The following is a 17,679-nucleotide window of genomic DNA, read 5'->3' on the forward strand; positions in this document are numbered from 1 at the left end:
CGCTATTAATACAATCTGGGTATTGCATTGATAATGTTGATGACTTCCGTGAAGTCCATATTAAGCGCATCGAGATACCAGCGAATATTTTGATATCTGGGTTTGTTTTCTTCCTTGACCAGTACAAGCGCCTCCTCTCGGGTAAGTTCGCCTTCGCGAATTTGATTGCTACGGAACGTATCATGCTCAGTGAAGCCTGCAACCAAATAATAGATATAATTATATAAACCTGCAGTTCCATCGCCAATACGCCAGGTGGTACTTGTATCGGTTGCTAGCTCCCATTCATATTCATTAATAAGTGTGTCATCGATTATTTTTTCATCCCAGCGCCAATAATCGAAAATATGGTAATAATCTTTTTTCTCGGTAAAGCTACGGTAGTATTCGCCAGACAAGGTATCCCACAATGAACGATTGAAATAACCAGGGCTCTGCAACATGGCCTTGAAACGCAAGCTTTGATACTCTAACTGCTTGTGCCAGCCATGCATGTAAACACGCTTTTCTTCAAAATCAGGAGGTACTCCCAAAAAACCCGCCTTGAAGTGCGTCACCTCCAAAGGATTAACTCCCCACAGGTTTAAGTTTATGCCCGTTTGTTTTTTTATGGTTTCGATATGTCGGAAAAAATGCTTATCGCCAGCAGTTAAAATACTGATCATCCCTAGATGGGGCGATTTCAGCCATGCCTTTAAATTAATTTTTATGTTATGCCTTTTTTTGGAAATATCATCGGCGACAATAATATTTTCGATGCCTAATGCTGCACTAACACGACTAATATTGCGCCGTCCTAGATCGGTTACCATCCCCCAATCATACGTGTAAGTGATTGGATTCATCTTGAGCTCTTTGACAATCAGATGCAATCCGTAGCAGCTATCTCGCCCCCCGGAAAATGGTACGATGCAATCAGCCGTTCCCGTGCGGCGATATTTTTTTACAAGATTAAATAGCTCTTCCTTCGGTTTCGGTGTATTCCTCGGTGTGTAGTGGCGGCAGTAGTTGCACACGCCCTCCGCATCGAATGAAATAAAAGGCATAGTCTCCGGCAGAATGCAACAAGTGCAACGCCTTAAGTTATGCTGTGGATAGAGCAGCAACTTTTCCTCTGCCGAGATGGATTGAAATGGAGGAATAAGATTTTGAACGCGTTGCTTCTCGTCAGAAACATGAATTTCATCAGAGGTCGGCAAATCAATTGCAACGAAATCCTTCCGGATCTGCCTGATTTCAGGACAACCAATTTGGTCGAGCGGGAATTTCTCCGAAGAAAAACAAAAACTGTTCTTGGTCTCCCCAAAATAAAGGCTGCCGTTATTGGAAAACAAAAGCAGCTTTCCCAATCTGGGAATGACAAGCGCGCAAGCCACAACCCCCACACACAAGGAAAGAATCCTTTCCGGCAAGCCATTCAAATCGCCATCGGATTCCTCAATGTATTGTTCTGCAATGGCGGCGATCACTTCGCTGTCAATTTCCAATGTTCGCTGCGGCTTGATGACATTCCATACTTTCGCATCATTGACGATGATGCCGTTGTGCATGACGCAGATCCCACCACGGACAACTGGCTGGTTATCCGATAGGCCATTGGTGATCAGTCGGCTATGACCAAGCACAAAAGATGAATCAAACGGCTTGATAGTAGAAATCAATTTCTTAATGTCATAATCTGCCCGACTTACCTGATACCCTGAATCGCCAAAATAAATCAAGCCACTGGAGTCCCGCCCGCGCTGCCTGGCGTGCAAAGCCAAAGTCATCAGGCTTGATTTCTCTACTTTTTCTTTTGCAATAATTCCAAAAATTCCGCACATAAATTACTTTCAAAAGCAATAATTCAACCAGATAAACATCTGGAGATTTTGGCAAAATATTTCAACTCAAACAACATTCAAAATCGAATTCACCACCCGCCCCGCCGCATCCCCCACCCCATAAGGCTGCACATCCTGCCCTCGGCTGCCCAGCGCCCCAGCCATCGCCGCTTGCAACGCCTGCGCATCCACCGGCGGTGCCAGCCGGTTCCAGCCCGCCTGCACCAGCTCCACCCACTCGGTTTCATCGCGCAGCGTGACGCAGGGCACCTGGTAGAAGAAGGCTTCTTTTTGCACGCCACCGCTGTCGGTGGCAATCAGCGCGGCAAACTTTTCCAGCTGCACCATGTCCAGATAGCCCACGGGCTCGATCAGCTTCACCTGGCTGGCCAAGGCGTCCAGCAACCCGGCCTTTTGCAGCACGGCGCGGGTGCGCGGGTGCAGGGGCCAGACCACGGGCAGGGTGCGCGCGGTGGCCGTCAGCGCATCAACGATGGCGGCCAGGCGCTGGGGGTGGTCGGTGTTTTCCTGGCGGTGGATGGTGGCCAGCACGTAGCCTTTTTCTGTCAAGCCCAACTGCGCCATCAGGCCGGTGCCGGGTTGCACGCGGCTGCCGTGGTGCAGGGCCACGTCGTACATCACGTCGCCCACTTCGATGATCTTGTCGGCGGCATAGCCCTCGCGCTGCAGGTTGGCGCTGGCGGCTTGCGTGGGGGTAAACAGCCAGTGGGAGATGCGGTCCGTCAGGATGCGGTTGATTTCCTCCGGCATCGCCATATTGAAGCTGCGCAAACCGGCTTCCACATGCGCCACGGGGATGTGCAGCTTGGCGGCGGCCAGGGCGCCGGCCAGGGTGGAGTTGGTGTCGCCATAGACCAGCACCACATCGGGCTTTTCTTGCAGCATGACTTTTTCAACCGCCTCCAGCATGCGCCCGGTCATGGCACCGTGGCTGCCGCCGTGGATGTCCAGAAAGTAATCGGGCTTGGCCATGCCCAGCTCGGCAAAGAATACGTCGGACATGTTGGCGTCAAAGTGCTGGCCGGTGTGCACCAGCACTTCGGTCAGGCCCGGCGTGGTGGCAATGGCGTGGCTGACCACGCTGGCCTTGATGAACTGCGGGCGCGCGCCCAAAACGGTGAGGATTTTTCTCATATTTGATAGCTGCTAGCGCTTTCTGGGTAAGGGTTTAGAAGTTTTTTGACTGATATTTATGCATTCATCGCAAAGCTGCATAAAACCCCAGCAACTTTTGCTCTTCAATGCCCCAATTGTATTTTTCAGCCACCGCACGCTGGCCGTTACGGCCCATGCGCTCGGCTTCCTGTGGGTGGATGACCAGGTAATCAATCGCCTCAGCAATCGCCTGAGGGTTCAGCGGATCGACACAAATGCCGCATGCATTACCCTCCACAATCTCGCGCCACAGCGGGAAGTTGGAAGCAATGACAGGCACGCCGGCACTCATGTACTCAAACATCTTGTTCGGCTGAGCATCAATGTGATTGGGTGCGGGTAGAAAAGTTACCAAACCACCGACAGAACGTGCCAGCACCTGCGCCACTTCTTTGCGCCCCAGAAAACCCAGTGCATCCACTTGCTGCCAACCCGCATCGGCATGCGCTTGCGCTTCTACCGCTGGCTCACCAAACTGCCCAACCAACTGCAAACGCGCCCCGCTTTGCACTCGCCCCATGGCCTGCACCACCTCCAAAATGCCACGAATGCGGCCAATGCCGCCCACGTAGCACACCTGGTTTTGCTTGTGTTGCCAGTTCACAGCGCCGCTGGAGAGTTCGCCCAGCAGGGGAAAGTTGTTGATATCCACAGTGCGAATGCCCATAGCGGCAAACTTGTCGCGGATAAAGGGGGTGGCTGCAATCACCGCATCCAGCTTGCGGCAGGCCCAGCGCTCATACACGGCAAACACATGCGACAGTACATGCTTGGCCGGCTTATTCAAGTAAGGCTTGCCTAACAACTGCTTGGGCACATCCTCATGCGCGTCAAAAATCACCTTCTTGCCGCGCTTCTTTAATTGCAGGCCGATGGGAATCAGCTCAGGGTCATGCAGATGATAAATATCGGCATCCAAGGCCAGTGCCTTGGCCAACACCCGCCCCGGTGCGTGGCGCATACGGTCCAGGCGGCCACGCGATGCGCCTGCATCATAAATAGCGAAATTGTTCTTTTGCTCATCGCCTTTGCCATCGGCTACCACCAAGCTGACTTGGTAGCCGTGAGCGGCCAGCGAGGTGCATTCTTTGAGGAAGATGCGCGTGTCATAGCGGGGGTGGGCGGAGGTGAGGTGGGTAATTTTATTATGCATATTTTTCCAAAAATCTATCGAAAACAATAAACAAAATAATAATAAAAAACAGACCGTACGTTAGAAAAATGGTGGTTATAGAACTATTCGACAGAGCATAGCCTACTGTACTGATCATGGCTCCATAGAGATATTTGTTTTTTTCGGTTTTAAAAATATCGACGAATTTTAATGTTAGAAAGAATAGAAACATATTAAACACCAACCCCAACCAACCGGCGCGCGCCAGACCATCGCCAATCAACCCAGCATTAGCGGACCCGCTTGTTCCATAATATATTTCAGAAACTATGAAAGGCGCATTAGACCAGCCTTCGGAATTATTATTCACAAAATAATCAAAAAAATAATTTACATTCATTCCGGGAACTATAAATACACGTCGAATCCAATGCAATGCAACGATATTAATTAATGAAAACGGCAAGGCAAGATAAAAAGTATAAATGGTTATAGCGAGTAATGAGAGTATTTTTATTGCATAAAAATCTTTTGTTTTTAGAAATATATAAAATAAAATAACGGTGAAACTCGAAAAAGCTACACTCTTAAATCCGGTTGCCGAATAAATAACAAAAGACAAAAATATAGACGCGATAAACACCATTGCAGCCTTCCCTACCTTATCTCGATTCCAGAAGAGCAGCGCCAATACCATCATAAAAGGAGACAAAACATATCCAGAAATAACTGAGACATATCCTCCTAATAGAGAAGAGTTGTTCACAAAAGCCTCTCTCACGCCATAAACATCCGTAATATTAGGAGGCGATAAATTAAGCCCATTTTCTCGAAATATTAATAAGACACATCCAAAATAAAATATAAATAAAATAAAAAAACTTAAACCTATAGATAATTTTTTGACCGGCTTAAATCTAATATTTAAATAAGAAAATTTTATATTATTTACTATAATAACTAAAGTAAACGATAGGCAAACAATCGGGCGCCACCAATCAAATTGCGCAATATTTAAGTTGGGATATGTGATGATAATCCCTAAATAATGCATCAAATAGACCAGCAAAATTAACAAATCTGAAGGTCTAAATATTTTGTAACGGATAAAAAAACCTGGGATCAAACAATAAACAAGAGTGATCGCAGTGTCGGATATAGCTTGATTTTTATTAGGGCATTGATAGCCCTCTACCATTGAGAAAAAATCGCAAATTTCATAAAAATATAAATTCACCCCAATGACCACCAGGGTAAGCAAAAATAGAATATAAAGTCTTGGTAAATGGCTCATAACTTGGTTCGAAGACGCAAGGATCCGCACACATTTACCGTATAATTCGTTAACATCAATGTCAATACCCATGTGGCGATATAAGATAAAAGCAGATGCCAATATCCTGCGGTAACCGGCCCCTTTAAAAAGAAAAATAAACCAGGATTATCGAACCCCAATTTCCAAGATTTTTTTATCGAATCGACTTGATATTTGTTATTTCCCTCAATGTATGAATTTGGCTTGATATTATCTAGATCAGAAATTAATGCATAGGCAATTTTATGATATTTAATATTTGCCTTGCCCCCAATCATATCGTAATATGACCAGCCATTATCGTCGTAAAATTTTAAATTCTTCAAAATTGATCCGTAATATTTTTCCGAAAAGCCATTATCTATACCAAATTTATCTTCGTATGCTTTTATTCCCTTATACGCATAGATCATCCCATTCAAAACAAAAGCCATTCCATTATTTTTTGAGGGATCTACATATTCCTCAATCCATGGTAATCCATTTAGTTGAACAATACTTCCTCCGCTATTTATGTCTTTATTGATTGTTTTGTATATTTTATGAGCAACGGAAATATATCTCTCATCCTTAAAAACATCATACGCCCTTAATAATAATATAAGAGCATAACCATCAGTTAAACCCGACCACCACGGAGCAATTAACTTCCCGTCTTCATACCCCGCATACGGCCAATCAAATTTATATAGATAATGCCACCCTCCATTCTTATATTCAATATTTTGCACCGCCCAATCAGCCATATTTTTAAAGAATTTTTCTGACATTTTTTTATCATTATTGGGTGGAATGTTCCAATACAGCAAGGATGGATCGAGCCTCCAGTGGAACGACTGACTTTCGAAATTTATTTGTGATGAATATACGATTCCATAGTGCATGACATAAAATGGCGATACAAATTCACCGATTTTTGGCGAAAATGATTTATTGAACCCATTTTCATCAAAAATTCTGGCATCTATTTTTCCTGTTGTTGCAAATGTTCTGATTGCAACATTGAAATCATTGATTTCTCCTGCGAATTTATTGAATAATAATGAAATTATTAGTGATGCAAACAAAAGAACAAGTATTTTAATTTTCTTGAATTTCATGATTTGATTTGCACAAGCATTCATTTATCTTACAGATGCATCCATTTTGCAAAATTAACCCACCGCCACACCTGCCAAGAAAATTCTTTTTTGCCAGCCACTATTACATCAAACTCTTGCAGAATTTTAATTTGGTCTAAGAATGGTAAGCGCAAATCCTCTTGCAACCATTGGCGCAGCGTAGGAGCCACTCCCAACAACCAGTCTTTTTCAGGTGTTGCAAAACCAATTTTGTCTTTACGGTTCAATACATCATCAGGAGCAATGCCCCGCATGGCAGCTCGGAAGATATGCTTTGTTTCGCCAGTTTTTGATATTAAAAAATTCTCGGGCATAGAGAGCATTAAGTTCACCATGCCCAAAGTCAAAAATGGGACACGGCTTTCAATGCTAAAGCGCATCGAATTGCGATCGCCATGACGTAATAAATGAGAAAGCCCCCTGCGGGATAAAGAAAGTGCCAGTTCATCCATCACTCTGCGGCCTTTGGTCTGGAACTCTGGGCGAATGCGTGATTTACTGAGGTGCACGCCTTGCTCTAGTAGTGGGCCAGGGTTAATCCAGTGCGGAGTGGATGGTTTGCCATCTAATTTGCGTAGCGCCTCGTACAAACCACCATCGGTCAACTCTGCAACCAAGTACTTGGCAGCCAACATGCGGCTACGTCCTGGCCATTTGGCCCATTCATTCCAGAATTGCCAGGCAGCTGACATTTGCCCCGTCTCCAGCAAGCTGCGCAGGCGCTGCCCTGGATATCCGCTATACCCCGCCAACATTTCATCCGCCCCCTGCCCGTCCAGCGTAACGGTGATGCCGCTTTCTTTGGCCAGTTGAAACACGCGGTATTGCGCGTAGATACTGGTGCTGCCAAAGGGCTCGCCCTGGGCGCGGATCATGTCGCTTAAATCACGCGCCAGGTCTTGCCCGGTGGCGGTGACCTTGTGCGCAATGGCGCCCACATGACTATTGACGCAATCGACCCAGTGCTCCTCATTCACATCGCTGCCTTCGGCAATGAAGCTGAAGGTGTGTATGGGCAAGTCGGGCTCCACATGGCGCATGGCACAGACCACGGCGGAGGAATCGATACCGCCCGAAAGGGCAGCGCCCAGCGGTACATCGCTGCGCAGGTGCAGGCGGATGTTTTGCAAAAACTGCTCGCGCACTTGCTCCACAGCGTCGTCAAAGCGCCAGCCGGGGCGTTCTTGAATTTGTGGCACCCACCAGCGCTGCGGAGCAGTAGCTTGGCCGGTAGCGGCGTTCACTTGCAGCCAGTGGCCGGGGGACAGGTGGTGCACGCCAGCGTAAAAGGTGTCGGGCGTGCTGTCGTAGTCACCATGCACCAGGTAGTCGTAGGCGCGCTGCCAATTGAGCTGCGGTTTGCCGGGCAGCAGGGGCAAAAGTGCGGGCAGCTCGGACGCAAAGGCAAAGCCGCGCCCGCCATCGTGGCCTGCGGAATAAAAGAAGGGCTTGATGCCAAAGGCGTCGCGCACGCAGGTCAGGGTGGCCTGTGCTTTGTCCAGCACCACAAAGGCAAACATGCCGGCCAGGCGCGGCAGGCAGGCGCTGCCCCATTGCGCCCAGGCGGCCAGCAGTACCTCGGTGTCAGAGTCTGAGCTGAAGCGGTGGCCGTGCGCCTGCAGCTCGGTACGCAGCTCGCGGTAGTTGTAAATCTCGCCGTTGAAGATGATGGCCCAGCGCCCATCGGGCGAGTGCATGGGCTGGTGGCCGGCGGCGCTCAGGTCAATGATGGACAGGCGGGCATGGCCTAGCGCTACCACGGCATTGCCGACGGGGTAGAGCTGGTGGCCGCTGTCGTCTGGGCCACGGTGCTTTATGTTTTGTAGCGCGCTGCGCAATCTGGTGGCGGCTTGGTCAGGGTTTGTCCACCAGCCTCCGGCAATACCACACATCTTTTTTCCTTTTCAATTCAATCAGGTGCGCCACAACCAACGCGCCGGTCAATCAACTTCATCAGCACGACGGCGTAGATGCCATAACCGATCACATTGGCCAGACTGATGGCCAACAAAAACTCGATGAAGCTGAAGTCGGCGGCTTGCGCGAAAAAATAGGCGGCGACCAGGAGCATCAGGGCCGAAACGTCGTAAATCAGTTTGAACTCCTGCGCCTGTAAAACTGACAAAGCACGACTCAGCGGGCTGACGATAAGGGCGGCATAGAGCCATGGCGCAATAGCGGCTGCGGCGCTACCAGCTGCGGCCCACTGGTTGCCAAACACCCAAGGCATAAGCCACGGCGCGAGCACGATCACGACCAGCAGAGGGGCCAAACCGATCAGCGCCATTTTCTTGATCAGTGCGTAGAAGATGTGGTGTGCACGGCGGCCGTCGCGGTCAAGCACTGCTTTGGCCAGCTCCATCTGAAACACATCAGCCACGGCACTACCAATCTGGGAGTTGGGCACGCTGACCAACAGACGTGCCAGGCCAAACCAACCGGCGGCCTCGGCGCCGTACAAGCTGGCGACCATAGGCAGTGGCAGCGTAAAAGCCAGGGAGTCAATCCATGAGGACGGTGTCTCTAACAAGGGGAACTTGGAATACTTGCGCGCTACGGCCCGCAGGTCGTGGCGCGAGAATTGTGCGGGCCGGCTGGCAGCAAAATGGCGCCGAGTGGCGGTCGCCAGCCTGGCCATGGACACGCAGGCGCCCGCCAATTCGGCTACGAGCAAGGCCACCACCCCGCCACCAGCCAGGCCCAACCCGATGCGGGCGGTGGCGTTGGCAGCCGCCCGAGCGATCGCCGCCTGGGTGACCTGCCGGACCAAGCCCGCGCGTAGCGCCCACGAGCGTGACACCATGAACAGGCCGAAACCCAGAAAGATGGGGCCGGCAATCAGGGGGGCCCAAGGTGGCAGCAGACCGAATTCGAAAAGGTTGCTCGATTGCAGCAGCCACAGGAGCGGCATGCCCAGCAAGGCCATTACGACCACCACGATGACAGCGACGCGGTGCACAAGATGCGATTCGGCATCATCCTGCGCAATGAGCAGGGCGTACTCGTAGCGTAGCGACAGCGTGGAGGCCCAGTAGCCGAAGAAGGCAAGAAAGAGCGAAACGATACCGATCTGCGCGGGTGAATAGATCCGGGTCACGATCGGCATGGCGCAGATGCCGATAGCCTGCGAAGCAGCCGTGCCTCCCGCCAGCGTGCCGACCTTGCGGACGAAGGAGTGCGGTGGCAAGGCACGGTTGATCAGGGTCTTTATATGCACGGGCAACATCAATTTTGATAGCTGCTGACGCAGGTCAGGCAAGCGTCGTTGCTGTAGTTGATGCCAAAATCTGAACGACAACTTGAGTCACACGACTTTGCGCGTCGGTGTCCAGATACGGGTGCATGGGCAGGCTGACCACATGCTGGGCAATAGCATCTCTCACAGGCAATTGGGCGGCGGCGTCAGTCACGGCAGGCTGTTTGTTCAGGGGGATGGGGTAGTGCACGGCGGTGGGGATGCCTTGGGTTTGCTTTTACGAGGCTTGCCGCTGCCATTGGCGCATGGTTTGGTTGGCTTGTTCTGCCAAGGTATCCAGTTCTGCATCTGGCAAGTCGGTTCTGCGCGATTGCGTGTAGTCAAATTTATCGCGCGACAGGGCTGCAATGAATCGCTCTGCCTCTACCAGGCCCAATGCGGCAATCAATGCCTGCATGCCGGTTGTACGAATTTCCGCCTCAGTTTTCATACCAGTTCTCCAGTATCGCGAGTGCTTCGGTTGGCAAATAGGCGTTTTGTATCGCGTGCCGTCGCAGATTTTTGAGTAAACGGTCGTCAGTGGTCACAAACAAATCGCTTGCGTCTCCAGCCGTATGCGGGTCTGCGTTTGGTCGTCATACGGACGATTGAAGCAGCACATGTCGAGATAAAGGGTTTTCATGGGCGGGCGGTAATTACGCTATCGCGTCCATCAGCGCAGCCACGATGCGCCGTTGGTCGGCTTCGGCCAGATACGGGTGCATGGGCAGGCTGACCACGCGCTGGGCGATGGCGTCGCCCACGGGTAGTTGGGCGGCGGCGTCGGCCACGGCGGGCTGCTTGTTCAGCGGGATGGGGTAGTGCACGGCGGTGGGGATGCCTGCGGCCTTAAGGTGCTTTTGCGCCTGTTCACGGTGGGGCACCTGTAGGGTGTATTGGGCCCAGGCGCTGGTGTTGTGGGGTTCGATGTGGGGCAAGGTGATTTCCCCCTCTCCCCCAGCCCCTCTCCCGCGAGGGGAGAGGGGAGTGAAGAGCGCCGCGTAACGGGCGGCGACTTGCTGGCGTTGGGCGATTTCTTCATCCAGCACGGCCAGCTTGGGCAGCAGGATGGCGGCTTGCAGGGTGTCCAGGCGGCTGTTCACGCCTACGCGGATATGGTGGTAGCGGCGGTCTTGCCCGTGGCGGGCGATTTGGCGCATGACTTTGGCTAGCTCGTCGTCGTTGGTGAAGATGGCGCCGCCATCGCCGTAGCAGCCCAGCGGCTTGCTAGGGAAAAAGCTGGTGCAGGCTATGGTTGTGAGGTTGCAGCTTTTACGGCCACGATAGCTGGCGCCAAAGCTTTGCGCGGCGTCTTCAATCACCGGGATGCCGTGCCGGGCGGCGATGGTGTTGATGGCGTCGTAGTCGGCGCACTGGCCGTAGAGGCTCACCGGGATGATGGCTTTGGTACGCGGGGTAATGGCTGCTTCGAGCAGGGCGGGGTCGAGGTTGCAGGTGCGCGGGTCTACGTCCACATACACGGGCTTGGCGCCCAGCAGGGCCACGGTCTCGGCGGTGGCGATGTAGGTAAAGCCGGGGGTGATGACCTCGTCGCCCGGGCCTATGCCCAGCGCCATTTGGGCGATTTGCAGCGCATCGGTGCCGTTGGCTACGGTGATGCAGTGTTTGGCGCCCGTGTAGGCGGCGAGTTTTTCTTCCAGCTCAGCCACTTCAGGGCCGAGGATGTATTGGCCGTGATCCAGCACTTTTTGGATGTTGGCGTCAATTTGCGCCTTCAGGTGCTGGTATTGGGTTTTAAGGTCGATGAAGTCCATAGCTTTCAACAGGGTGTTTTATTTGGGCATTGCCTTGCGGCCCAATTCGGTCAGGCGGTATTGCTGTAGACGGCTGGTGGGTTTATGGGGCAGGGTGAGCTCAATTTTGGCCGTGGCGAGTAATGCTCTTATGATTTTGTTGAGCTGACCGGATATTTCTTTTTGCCCCAGTGCTTCAGAGATTTCACGCTTGCCCATGGGGGCCTTGGCCAAGGCCTGCAGGACGCGGACTTCCAGCGGAAGCTGTGACTCTGGCTGTGACTCTGGCTGTGACTCTGGCTGTGACTCTGGCTGTGACTCTGGCTGTGACTGGATAAAACTGGCCATTACGCCACCAGCAAACTCCTCAATGGAGAAAGTAATTTCAGGATAGTCCTGTAAGGCTCGGCGTATGCGGATGAAGCCGCTGCCGTATTTTTCAATGGCACGGGTCAGGTAAAAACCTTCGGCAACCAATTTGTTGCGCAGGCTGGAACGGTAGTTGTCAGCCTGAATATCAGCCAGGCTGATGCCGCCATAAAAAGTACCGGGGCTAAAAATGGTGATGCGGTCGTCAAAAATTTTGATTTGGATGTCGCTTGGATCGGTATAGCTGCGATGCACCACAGCATTGAGCAATGCTTCGCGTAAAGCGGGCAAAGGATAGGCAAAGCGTTCCTTGCGCTCAATGCTGCCATCAAATTCAAACGCGACGCTGATGTGGGAAATGATGAAGGCCATCGCCTGTTCAACCACTTCAGGCAAGGTGTCGGTGAATTGCCGGTCGTCGATGATCATGCTCGGCGTTTTGAAGCGTCCGATGTGAACATGGTGGCGCAAGGGCTCACTGGCAAACAGCAGCATGGCTGCCCAGGTGGGCTGGACGGTTTTGGTGACGTAGTTGAGTTTTTGCAGTGCTGCCAGTGGCGTACCTGCCTCCAGCGCAAACCGCCCACTGGCGTTTATGCGCTGGATGAAGTTTTCTATCTTGGTGGGCGATAGGTCTGCCATGCTGTACTGGGGGGCGGGGTGGGCATCCCAGGAGATTTGCAGGGTCTGCAAATACAGATCGGAGATTTCATTCAGCGCCAGCGCGTGGTTGGCGCTGGCAATGCGCTTGTAATAACGCCCACGGGTATTGACGGGTTTGACCGGAAATTCCGCGACTTCAATGGCAACCACGGTTTTGCCGTCGATGGTGTGGGCTGTCAGCTCCGGAATCAGCGCAGGGCTGGTGGCTGATTTGATCTGGCCCAGCCATTCGTTGAGGGTTTCCTTGCCCAGTGTCACGCCCTGCAACACACCTTTGTCGGTGATGCCCACCCACACAGTCCCGCCCCGGGTGTTGGCAAAGGCTACCAGTGCTTCAATCACTTCTTTCTGAAAAGAAGTTTTGAATTCAAGCTGGTCGCTTTCGCCTTGCTGGCATAGATTTTTAAAATCGACGGGGCCCATGGTTTTAATGCGGTTGCCAGGGGTTGATGATTTCCAGGTTATCAATACCTTCAAAATCCTTGGTGTTGCGGGTGACGAGTGTTAAATTTGTTGTGAGGGCAATAGCGGCAATTTGGGCGTCTGCGGTGTCTATGGGTTTGCCGGCAAGCTGACGTTGGGCGCGTACCTGGGCATAGTGGGCAATGGCTGACCCACTAAAGTCGAAGCAGCGCCCCAGAAAATCTTCTTCAAAAATTTGGCTGGCAGCTTCTGCCAAGGCATTGCGGCGCTTGCCTGGAGGCAAGAGAGCAATACCCGCCAAAATCTCTGCATGGGTTATCGAGCTGGTGTATAGCTGGGTAGAGGTTTGCAGGGCAAACCAGCCTAATACCTGCGTGGCCGGCTGGGGCCGCATGAGTTCAGACAGAACGTTGGTATTCAGAAGAAAACCTTTGCTCATGGCTGTGCCAAATCCGGTAAAGCCCGTGCAGGGGGGCGCTCGGGCAGCGTAAGTTGGTCAGCCTCCAAGCCCTGAAAGCGTTGGCGGATGCGTTGTGCAAATTCACTGCCATTGAGTGCAGCACTGTCTGCAGCCAAAGCGTTTTGCAGGATGTTGCGCACTTCCTGCTCCATCGACACGCCATGGCGTGCGGCACGCAGGCGCAGGCTGGCTTTCAGGCCCGGCTCCAGGTTGCGAATGGTGATGCTGGTCATGTCATTGGCCCTCAATTGATTGCAATGATTTCATTGTAATCAACCGGCTCGTACGCAACCGTCCTGCAGGGTGTAGCGCTGCCCGGTGGCGGGGCACACGGTTTGGGCATTGCCGGTCAAGGGCAAGTCGAGTTGTTCGCCAAACTCGCTCATCCAGCCAATCTGCCGCGCCGGAACGCCCACCATGAGGGCGTAGGCTGGAACGTCTTTATTGACCACGGCACCGGCACCGATGAAGGCGTATTGGCCAATCGTTACGCCGCAGACGACGGTGCAGTTGGCGCCCAGCGTGGCGCCCTTTTTGACCAGGGTGTTGCGGTATTCGCTTTTGCGCTCGATCAGCGAGCGCGGGTTGTACACATTGGTGAACACCATGCTGGGGCCGCAGAACACGCCTTCTTCCAGCGTGACGTTGTCGTACACGCTGACGTTGTTTTGCACCTTGCAGTGGTCGCCAATGACGACCTTGTTGCCCACGAACACGTTTTGCCCCAGGGACACGCCCTTGCCAATGCGGGCGCCGCCGCAGACGTGCACGAAGTGCCAGACGCGGCTGCCTTCGCCGATCTGCGCGCCGTCATCGACGATGGCGCTGGGGTGGATGCTGGGCGCGGTCATGCGCGTACCCTGTTCAGCAGGGGGTGGGCACGCTGGGGCTGCGTGGTGATGGGCGCGGTACGAATGACTTCCACCGTGGCGATGGCGGCGCGGTTTTCTTCGGTGCCGTAGCCCTTGCCCTCCAGCACGCGCTGGTAGCTTTGGGTGTGCAGGTCGGTGAAGCCACCGGAAAACTCCAGCTCTTCGCCCTCGATGGTGATGCTGCGGTAGGTAAGTTTTTCGCCCTTGACCGCATTGGCAGGCAGGTGGTTGGCGTCGATGGAGAGAAACCAGCGCACGCGGGCACGTTCATATTCCAGGTAGCCGGCGGCGGTTTTGTCGTCGCGGTGGTGCACTTCGTTTTTGAGCACGCGGCCAAAGATGAAGTGCAGCATGTCGTAGAAGTGCACACCGATGTTGGTGGCCACGCCACCGGATTTTTCGTCAAAGCCCTTCCAGGATTTGAGGTACCACTTGCCGCGCGAGGTGAGGTAGGTCAGGTCTACGTCAAACACCTTGTCTGCCGGGGCGCTTTGCACCTTGTCGCGCAGGGCGATGATGCTGGGGTGCAGGCGCAGCTGCAGGATGGAGTTGACGCGCGCGCCGTAAGCGGCCTCGTAGCGCTGCAGTACGTCCAGGTCTGCGGTGCGCAGCACCAAGGGTTTTTCGCAGATGACGTCGATGCCGTTTTGCAGCGCAAACTTCATGTGCGGCAGGTGCAGGTAGTTGGGCGAGCAGATGGCGATGTAATCCAGCTTTTGGCCCTGCTGCTTCAAATCCTCCACATAGGCGGAGAAGGCTTCGAATTCGGTGAAGAACTCGGCATCGGGAAAGTGGCTGTCCATGATGCCGACGGAGTCGTTGACGTCCATGGCTACAACCAGGTTGTTTCCAGTGTCTTTGATGGCCTTGAGATGGCGCGGGGCGATATAGCCGGCAGCGCCGATGAGTGCAAATTTCTTCATGGTGCGGGAAGGGGAATGGTTCACAGGCGGAAGACGTCAAAGCCCTGGGCGGCCAGGGCATGGCGGTCGTACAGGCTTTTCACGTCGGCCAGCACGGGCTGGGCGCTGCATGTCAAGGCCTTGAGCTGCCCGGGCGTTAAGTTGCGGTATTCGTTATGACCCACAGCCACCACCAGGGCATCGACGGGTTGCTCGGGGGTAATCTGCCCCAGGGTGATGCCGTATTCGTGCTGCACTTCGGTGGCATCGGCCCAGGCGTCGGCCACGACGACTTGGGCACCCCAGGCCTCAAATTCACGCACCATATCGGCAACTTTGCTGTTACGGATGTCGGGGCAGTTTTCTTTGAAAGTAATGCCCATCACCCCCACGCGGCAGCGCGGTACGTCCAGGCCGTTTTGCAGCATGCGCTTGATGGTGTTGCGCGCCACGTAGCGGGCCATGTTGTCGTTGATGCGCCGCCCGGCCAGGATGACCTGCGGGTGGTAGCCGACTTGCTCGGCTTTGTGCGTGAGGTAGTACGGATCGACGCCAATGCAGTGACCACCCACCATGCCGGGGCGAAATGGGAGGAAATTCCATTTGCTGCCAGCGGCTTCGAGCACGTCTAGCGTATCAATGCCCAGGCGGGCAAAGATCACCGAGAGTTCATTCACCAGGGCGATGTTCAGGTCGCGCTGGGTGTTTTCAATCACCTTGGCGGCTTCGGCCACTTTCAGGCTGCTGGCTTTGTGCGTGCCGGCGGTGATGATTTGGTTGTAGAGCGCGTCCACCGCGTCGGCCACCTCGGGGGTGCTGCCGCTGGTGATTTTCTTGATTTTGGTGAGGGTGTTGACCTTGTCACCGGGGTTGATGCGCTCGGGGCTGTAGCCGCAGAAAAAGTCCTGGTTGAATTTGAGGCCCGAGGCTTTTTCCAGCTCGGGCACGCACACTTCTTCTGTCGCGCCGGGGTAGACGGTGGATTCATAAATCACCACGTCGCCCTTTTTCAGCGCCGCGCCTACGGTTTGGCTGGCCTTGATGAGGGGGGTGAGGTCGGGCCGGTTGGCCTCGCCCACGGGGGTGGGCACGGTGACGATGAACACCTGACATTCGCGCAGGTCTTGTGCCTGGCAGCTGTAGCGCAGGTGGCGCGCGGCGCGCAGCTGCTCGGGGCTGCATTCCAGGGTGTGATCCTGGCCGCCTTGCAGCTCGGCGATGCGCGCCTGGTTGATGTCAAAGCCCAGCACCGGGCGGTGCTGGCCAAACTCTACGGCCAGGGGCAGGCCGACATAGCCCAGGCCGATGATGGCGATGGTGGCGTGTTGAAGATTCAGCATGGGTGGCAGGTGGTGATTTGGAAAAAGGGGGCTGGGGTCAGGCTGCACCCGTGCGGCCGCTTTTTTGAGCCAAGGCCTTCTTGGCGAATGCGACGCCAATACCGCTGAATAAGCCAAGCAACAAGCCCAGTACGGTCAGGAGTGATTTTTTGGGAGATATGGGTTTGGCCGGCTCCAGCAGTTGTCCGTCGATGCGGTACATGCCTATCGGCGCGGAGAGGTTTTGCCCCTGCAAGGCCACCAGTTTGGCCTGGGCCTCGCGCAGGCCGTCAACGAAGGCAGTTTCGTCCTCCCGGGCGCGCAACACGTCGATTTCTGCCCCCAGGGATCGGGTGCCACGGGCGTACAGGCCGGAGCCGTCGGCAAAGGAGGTGACGCTGTCTTGCTTGGGCAACTGGCCTACGGTCAGCTGTGGGGTCTGCTGGCCTACGGATTTGGCCACGCGCAGGGCTTCGCCCAGGCGTATTTCGCGGTCTTCGCGCAGTTTTTTGGCCAATGCCAGTTTTTCTGCGATGTCTTTTTCTGTGTTTTTGATGGTGGCATCAATCACCTTTTGGGCTTCTCCCGCCCAGCGCGCGCGCGCCGCATCTTGCACCTGGGTGAGGTAAGCATCCATCCACTGCACGGCCAATTCGCCTGTGGGGGCCTGAATGGTTACGCTGTACAGCTGCCGCCCTTTTTTAGGGACGGGTTCTTTGACGTCGATGAGTTTTTTAATTCGCGCGGCGTACAAAGCGTTTTTGTCTAGTGCACCTTCGGGTTGTGTGTCCAGTGATGGCAGATAGGTTTTCTCAAAAAACTCATACCTGCCTGCATCGGAGTTCAGCTGGGCCAAGAACTGCGTGTATAGCTCGTCACCCGTCACCCATTTCAGCCCTGTGAGTGAAGTGCGTCCTTCGTTCACGCTCCCGTATTGGGTTACTAGAGGCGGCTCCAGGTACACGGAGGTTTCGTAGGTCTTGGGCAGCACCAGCGCCAGGGCGATGCCCACGCCTGCGCCCAACGCCGAGAGCCCGGCGATGGGCTGCCAGCTGGCGCGCAGGGTTTCGTAGATGTCTGCCAGCGAGATTTCGTCGTCGTTTGGGGCGGGTTGATTGTTATTGGTCATGGGT

17 protein-coding genes are annotated in these 17,679 nt (G+C 53.7%); all 17 read right to left on the minus strand.

Going from position 1 to position 17,679, the window contains the following annotated elements; genetic code table 11:
* Positions 1-5: 5 nt before the first annotated feature.
* The 17 genes from G7045_RS00395 to G7045_RS00475 all read right to left on the minus strand — a co-directional run bounded on the left by G7045_RS00395 (position 6) and on the right by G7045_RS00475 (position 17,558).
* Entirely contained in the window at positions 6-1,823 is a 1,818-nt protein-coding gene (locus G7045_RS00395; protein WP_166155751.1) for a glucosamine 6-phosphate synthetase, read from the minus strand.
* Positions 1,824-1,889: 66 nt separating this feature from the next.
* Positions 1,890-2,978, minus strand: coding sequence for a non-hydrolyzing UDP-N-acetylglucosamine 2-epimerase (gene wecB / locus G7045_RS00400; protein WP_166155754.1), 1,089 nt, complete (start codon positions 2,976-2,978; stop codon positions 1,890-1,892).
* 64 nt (positions 2,979-3,042) lie between these two features.
* Positions 3,043-4,152 carry a glycosyltransferase family 4 protein gene (locus G7045_RS00405; protein WP_166155757.1) on the minus strand — a complete coding sequence of 370 codons (1,110 nt, stop codon included), beginning with the start codon at positions 4,150-4,152 and terminating at the stop codon, positions 3,043-3,045.
* Entirely contained in the window at positions 4,145-5,479 is a 1,335-nt protein-coding gene (locus G7045_RS00410) for a hypothetical protein (RefSeq protein WP_166155760.1), read from the minus strand. Before G7045_RS00410 ends, G7045_RS00405 begins: the two co-directional genes overlap by 8 nt.
* The gene (locus tag G7045_RS00415) at positions 5,404-6,528 is read right to left on the minus strand and encodes a D-glucuronyl C5-epimerase family protein (RefSeq protein WP_166155763.1); all 1,125 of its coding nucleotides are present in this window, start codon (positions 6,526-6,528) and stop codon (positions 5,404-5,406) included. Before G7045_RS00415 ends, G7045_RS00410 begins: the two co-directional genes overlap by 76 nt.
* Before the next feature lie 29 nt (positions 6,529-6,557).
* Positions 6,558-8,441: an asparagine synthase (glutamine-hydrolyzing) gene (gene asnB, locus G7045_RS00420; RefSeq protein WP_166155766.1), complete on the minus strand. Its 1,884-nt coding sequence runs from the start codon at positions 8,439-8,441 to the stop codon at positions 6,558-6,560.
* Positions 8,442-8,458: 17 nt separating this feature from the next.
* A complete protein-coding gene (locus G7045_RS00425; protein ID WP_166155769.1) occupies positions 8,459-9,808 on the minus strand; it encodes a lipopolysaccharide biosynthesis protein in 1,350 nt (449 codons plus the stop codon).
* Positions 9,801-10,007, minus strand: a complete 207-nt coding sequence (locus G7045_RS00430; protein ID WP_205737219.1) for a DegT/DnrJ/EryC1/StrS family aminotransferase — start codon at positions 10,005-10,007, stop codon at positions 9,801-9,803. The genes G7045_RS00425 and G7045_RS00430 overlap by 8 nt, the downstream gene beginning before the upstream one ends.
* 15 nt (positions 10,008-10,022) lie before the next feature.
* The gene (locus tag G7045_RS00435; RefSeq protein ID WP_166155772.1) at positions 10,023-10,235 is read right to left on the minus strand and encodes a hypothetical protein; all 213 of its coding nucleotides are present in this window, start codon (positions 10,233-10,235) and stop codon (positions 10,023-10,025) included.
* Positions 10,236-10,440: 205 nt separating this feature from the next.
* A complete protein-coding gene (locus tag G7045_RS00440; protein ID WP_166155775.1) occupies positions 10,441-11,559 on the minus strand; it encodes a DegT/DnrJ/EryC1/StrS aminotransferase family protein in 1,119 nt (372 codons plus the stop codon).
* 18 nt (positions 11,560-11,577) lie between these two features.
* On the minus strand, positions 11,578-12,993 hold the full coding sequence (locus G7045_RS00445) for an RNA-binding domain-containing protein (RefSeq protein WP_166155778.1): 1,416 nt from the start codon (positions 12,991-12,993) through the stop codon (positions 11,578-11,580).
* A 4-nt stretch (positions 12,994-12,997) separates the two neighbouring features.
* Complete coding sequence (locus tag G7045_RS00450) at positions 12,998-13,432, minus strand: type II toxin-antitoxin system VapC family toxin (protein ID WP_166155781.1); 435 nt, start codon at positions 13,430-13,432, stop codon at positions 12,998-13,000.
* Complete coding sequence (locus G7045_RS00455) at positions 13,429-13,686, minus strand: pantothenate metabolism flavoprotein (protein WP_166155784.1); 258 nt, start codon at positions 13,684-13,686, stop codon at positions 13,429-13,431. The genes G7045_RS00450 and G7045_RS00455 overlap by 4 nt, the downstream gene beginning before the upstream one ends.
* Before the next feature lie 39 nt (positions 13,687-13,725).
* The gene (gene wbpD, locus G7045_RS00460; protein WP_166155787.1) at positions 13,726-14,304 is read right to left on the minus strand and encodes a UDP-2-acetamido-3-amino-2,3-dideoxy-D-glucuronate N-acetyltransferase; all 579 of its coding nucleotides are present in this window, start codon (positions 14,302-14,304) and stop codon (positions 13,726-13,728) included.
* A complete protein-coding gene (locus tag G7045_RS00465) occupies positions 14,301-15,248 on the minus strand; it encodes a Gfo/Idh/MocA family protein (protein WP_166155790.1) in 948 nt (315 codons plus the stop codon). Before G7045_RS00465 ends, wbpD begins: the two co-directional genes overlap by 4 nt.
* Before the next feature lie 20 nt (positions 15,249-15,268).
* The gene (locus tag G7045_RS00470; protein ID WP_166155793.1) at positions 15,269-16,567 is read right to left on the minus strand and encodes a nucleotide sugar dehydrogenase; all 1,299 of its coding nucleotides are present in this window, start codon (positions 16,565-16,567) and stop codon (positions 15,269-15,271) included.
* Between the two features lie 37 nt (positions 16,568-16,604).
* On the minus strand, positions 16,605-17,558 hold the full coding sequence (locus G7045_RS00475; RefSeq protein WP_166155796.1) for a hypothetical protein: 954 nt from the start codon (positions 17,556-17,558) through the stop codon (positions 16,605-16,607).
* Between the last annotated feature and the right edge of the window lie 121 nt (positions 17,559-17,679).

Origin of the sequence: Acidovorax sp. HDW3, from assembly GCF_011303755.1 — a bacterium.
Classification (GTDB): domain Bacteria; phylum Pseudomonadota; class Gammaproteobacteria; order Burkholderiales; family Burkholderiaceae_C; genus Paenacidovorax.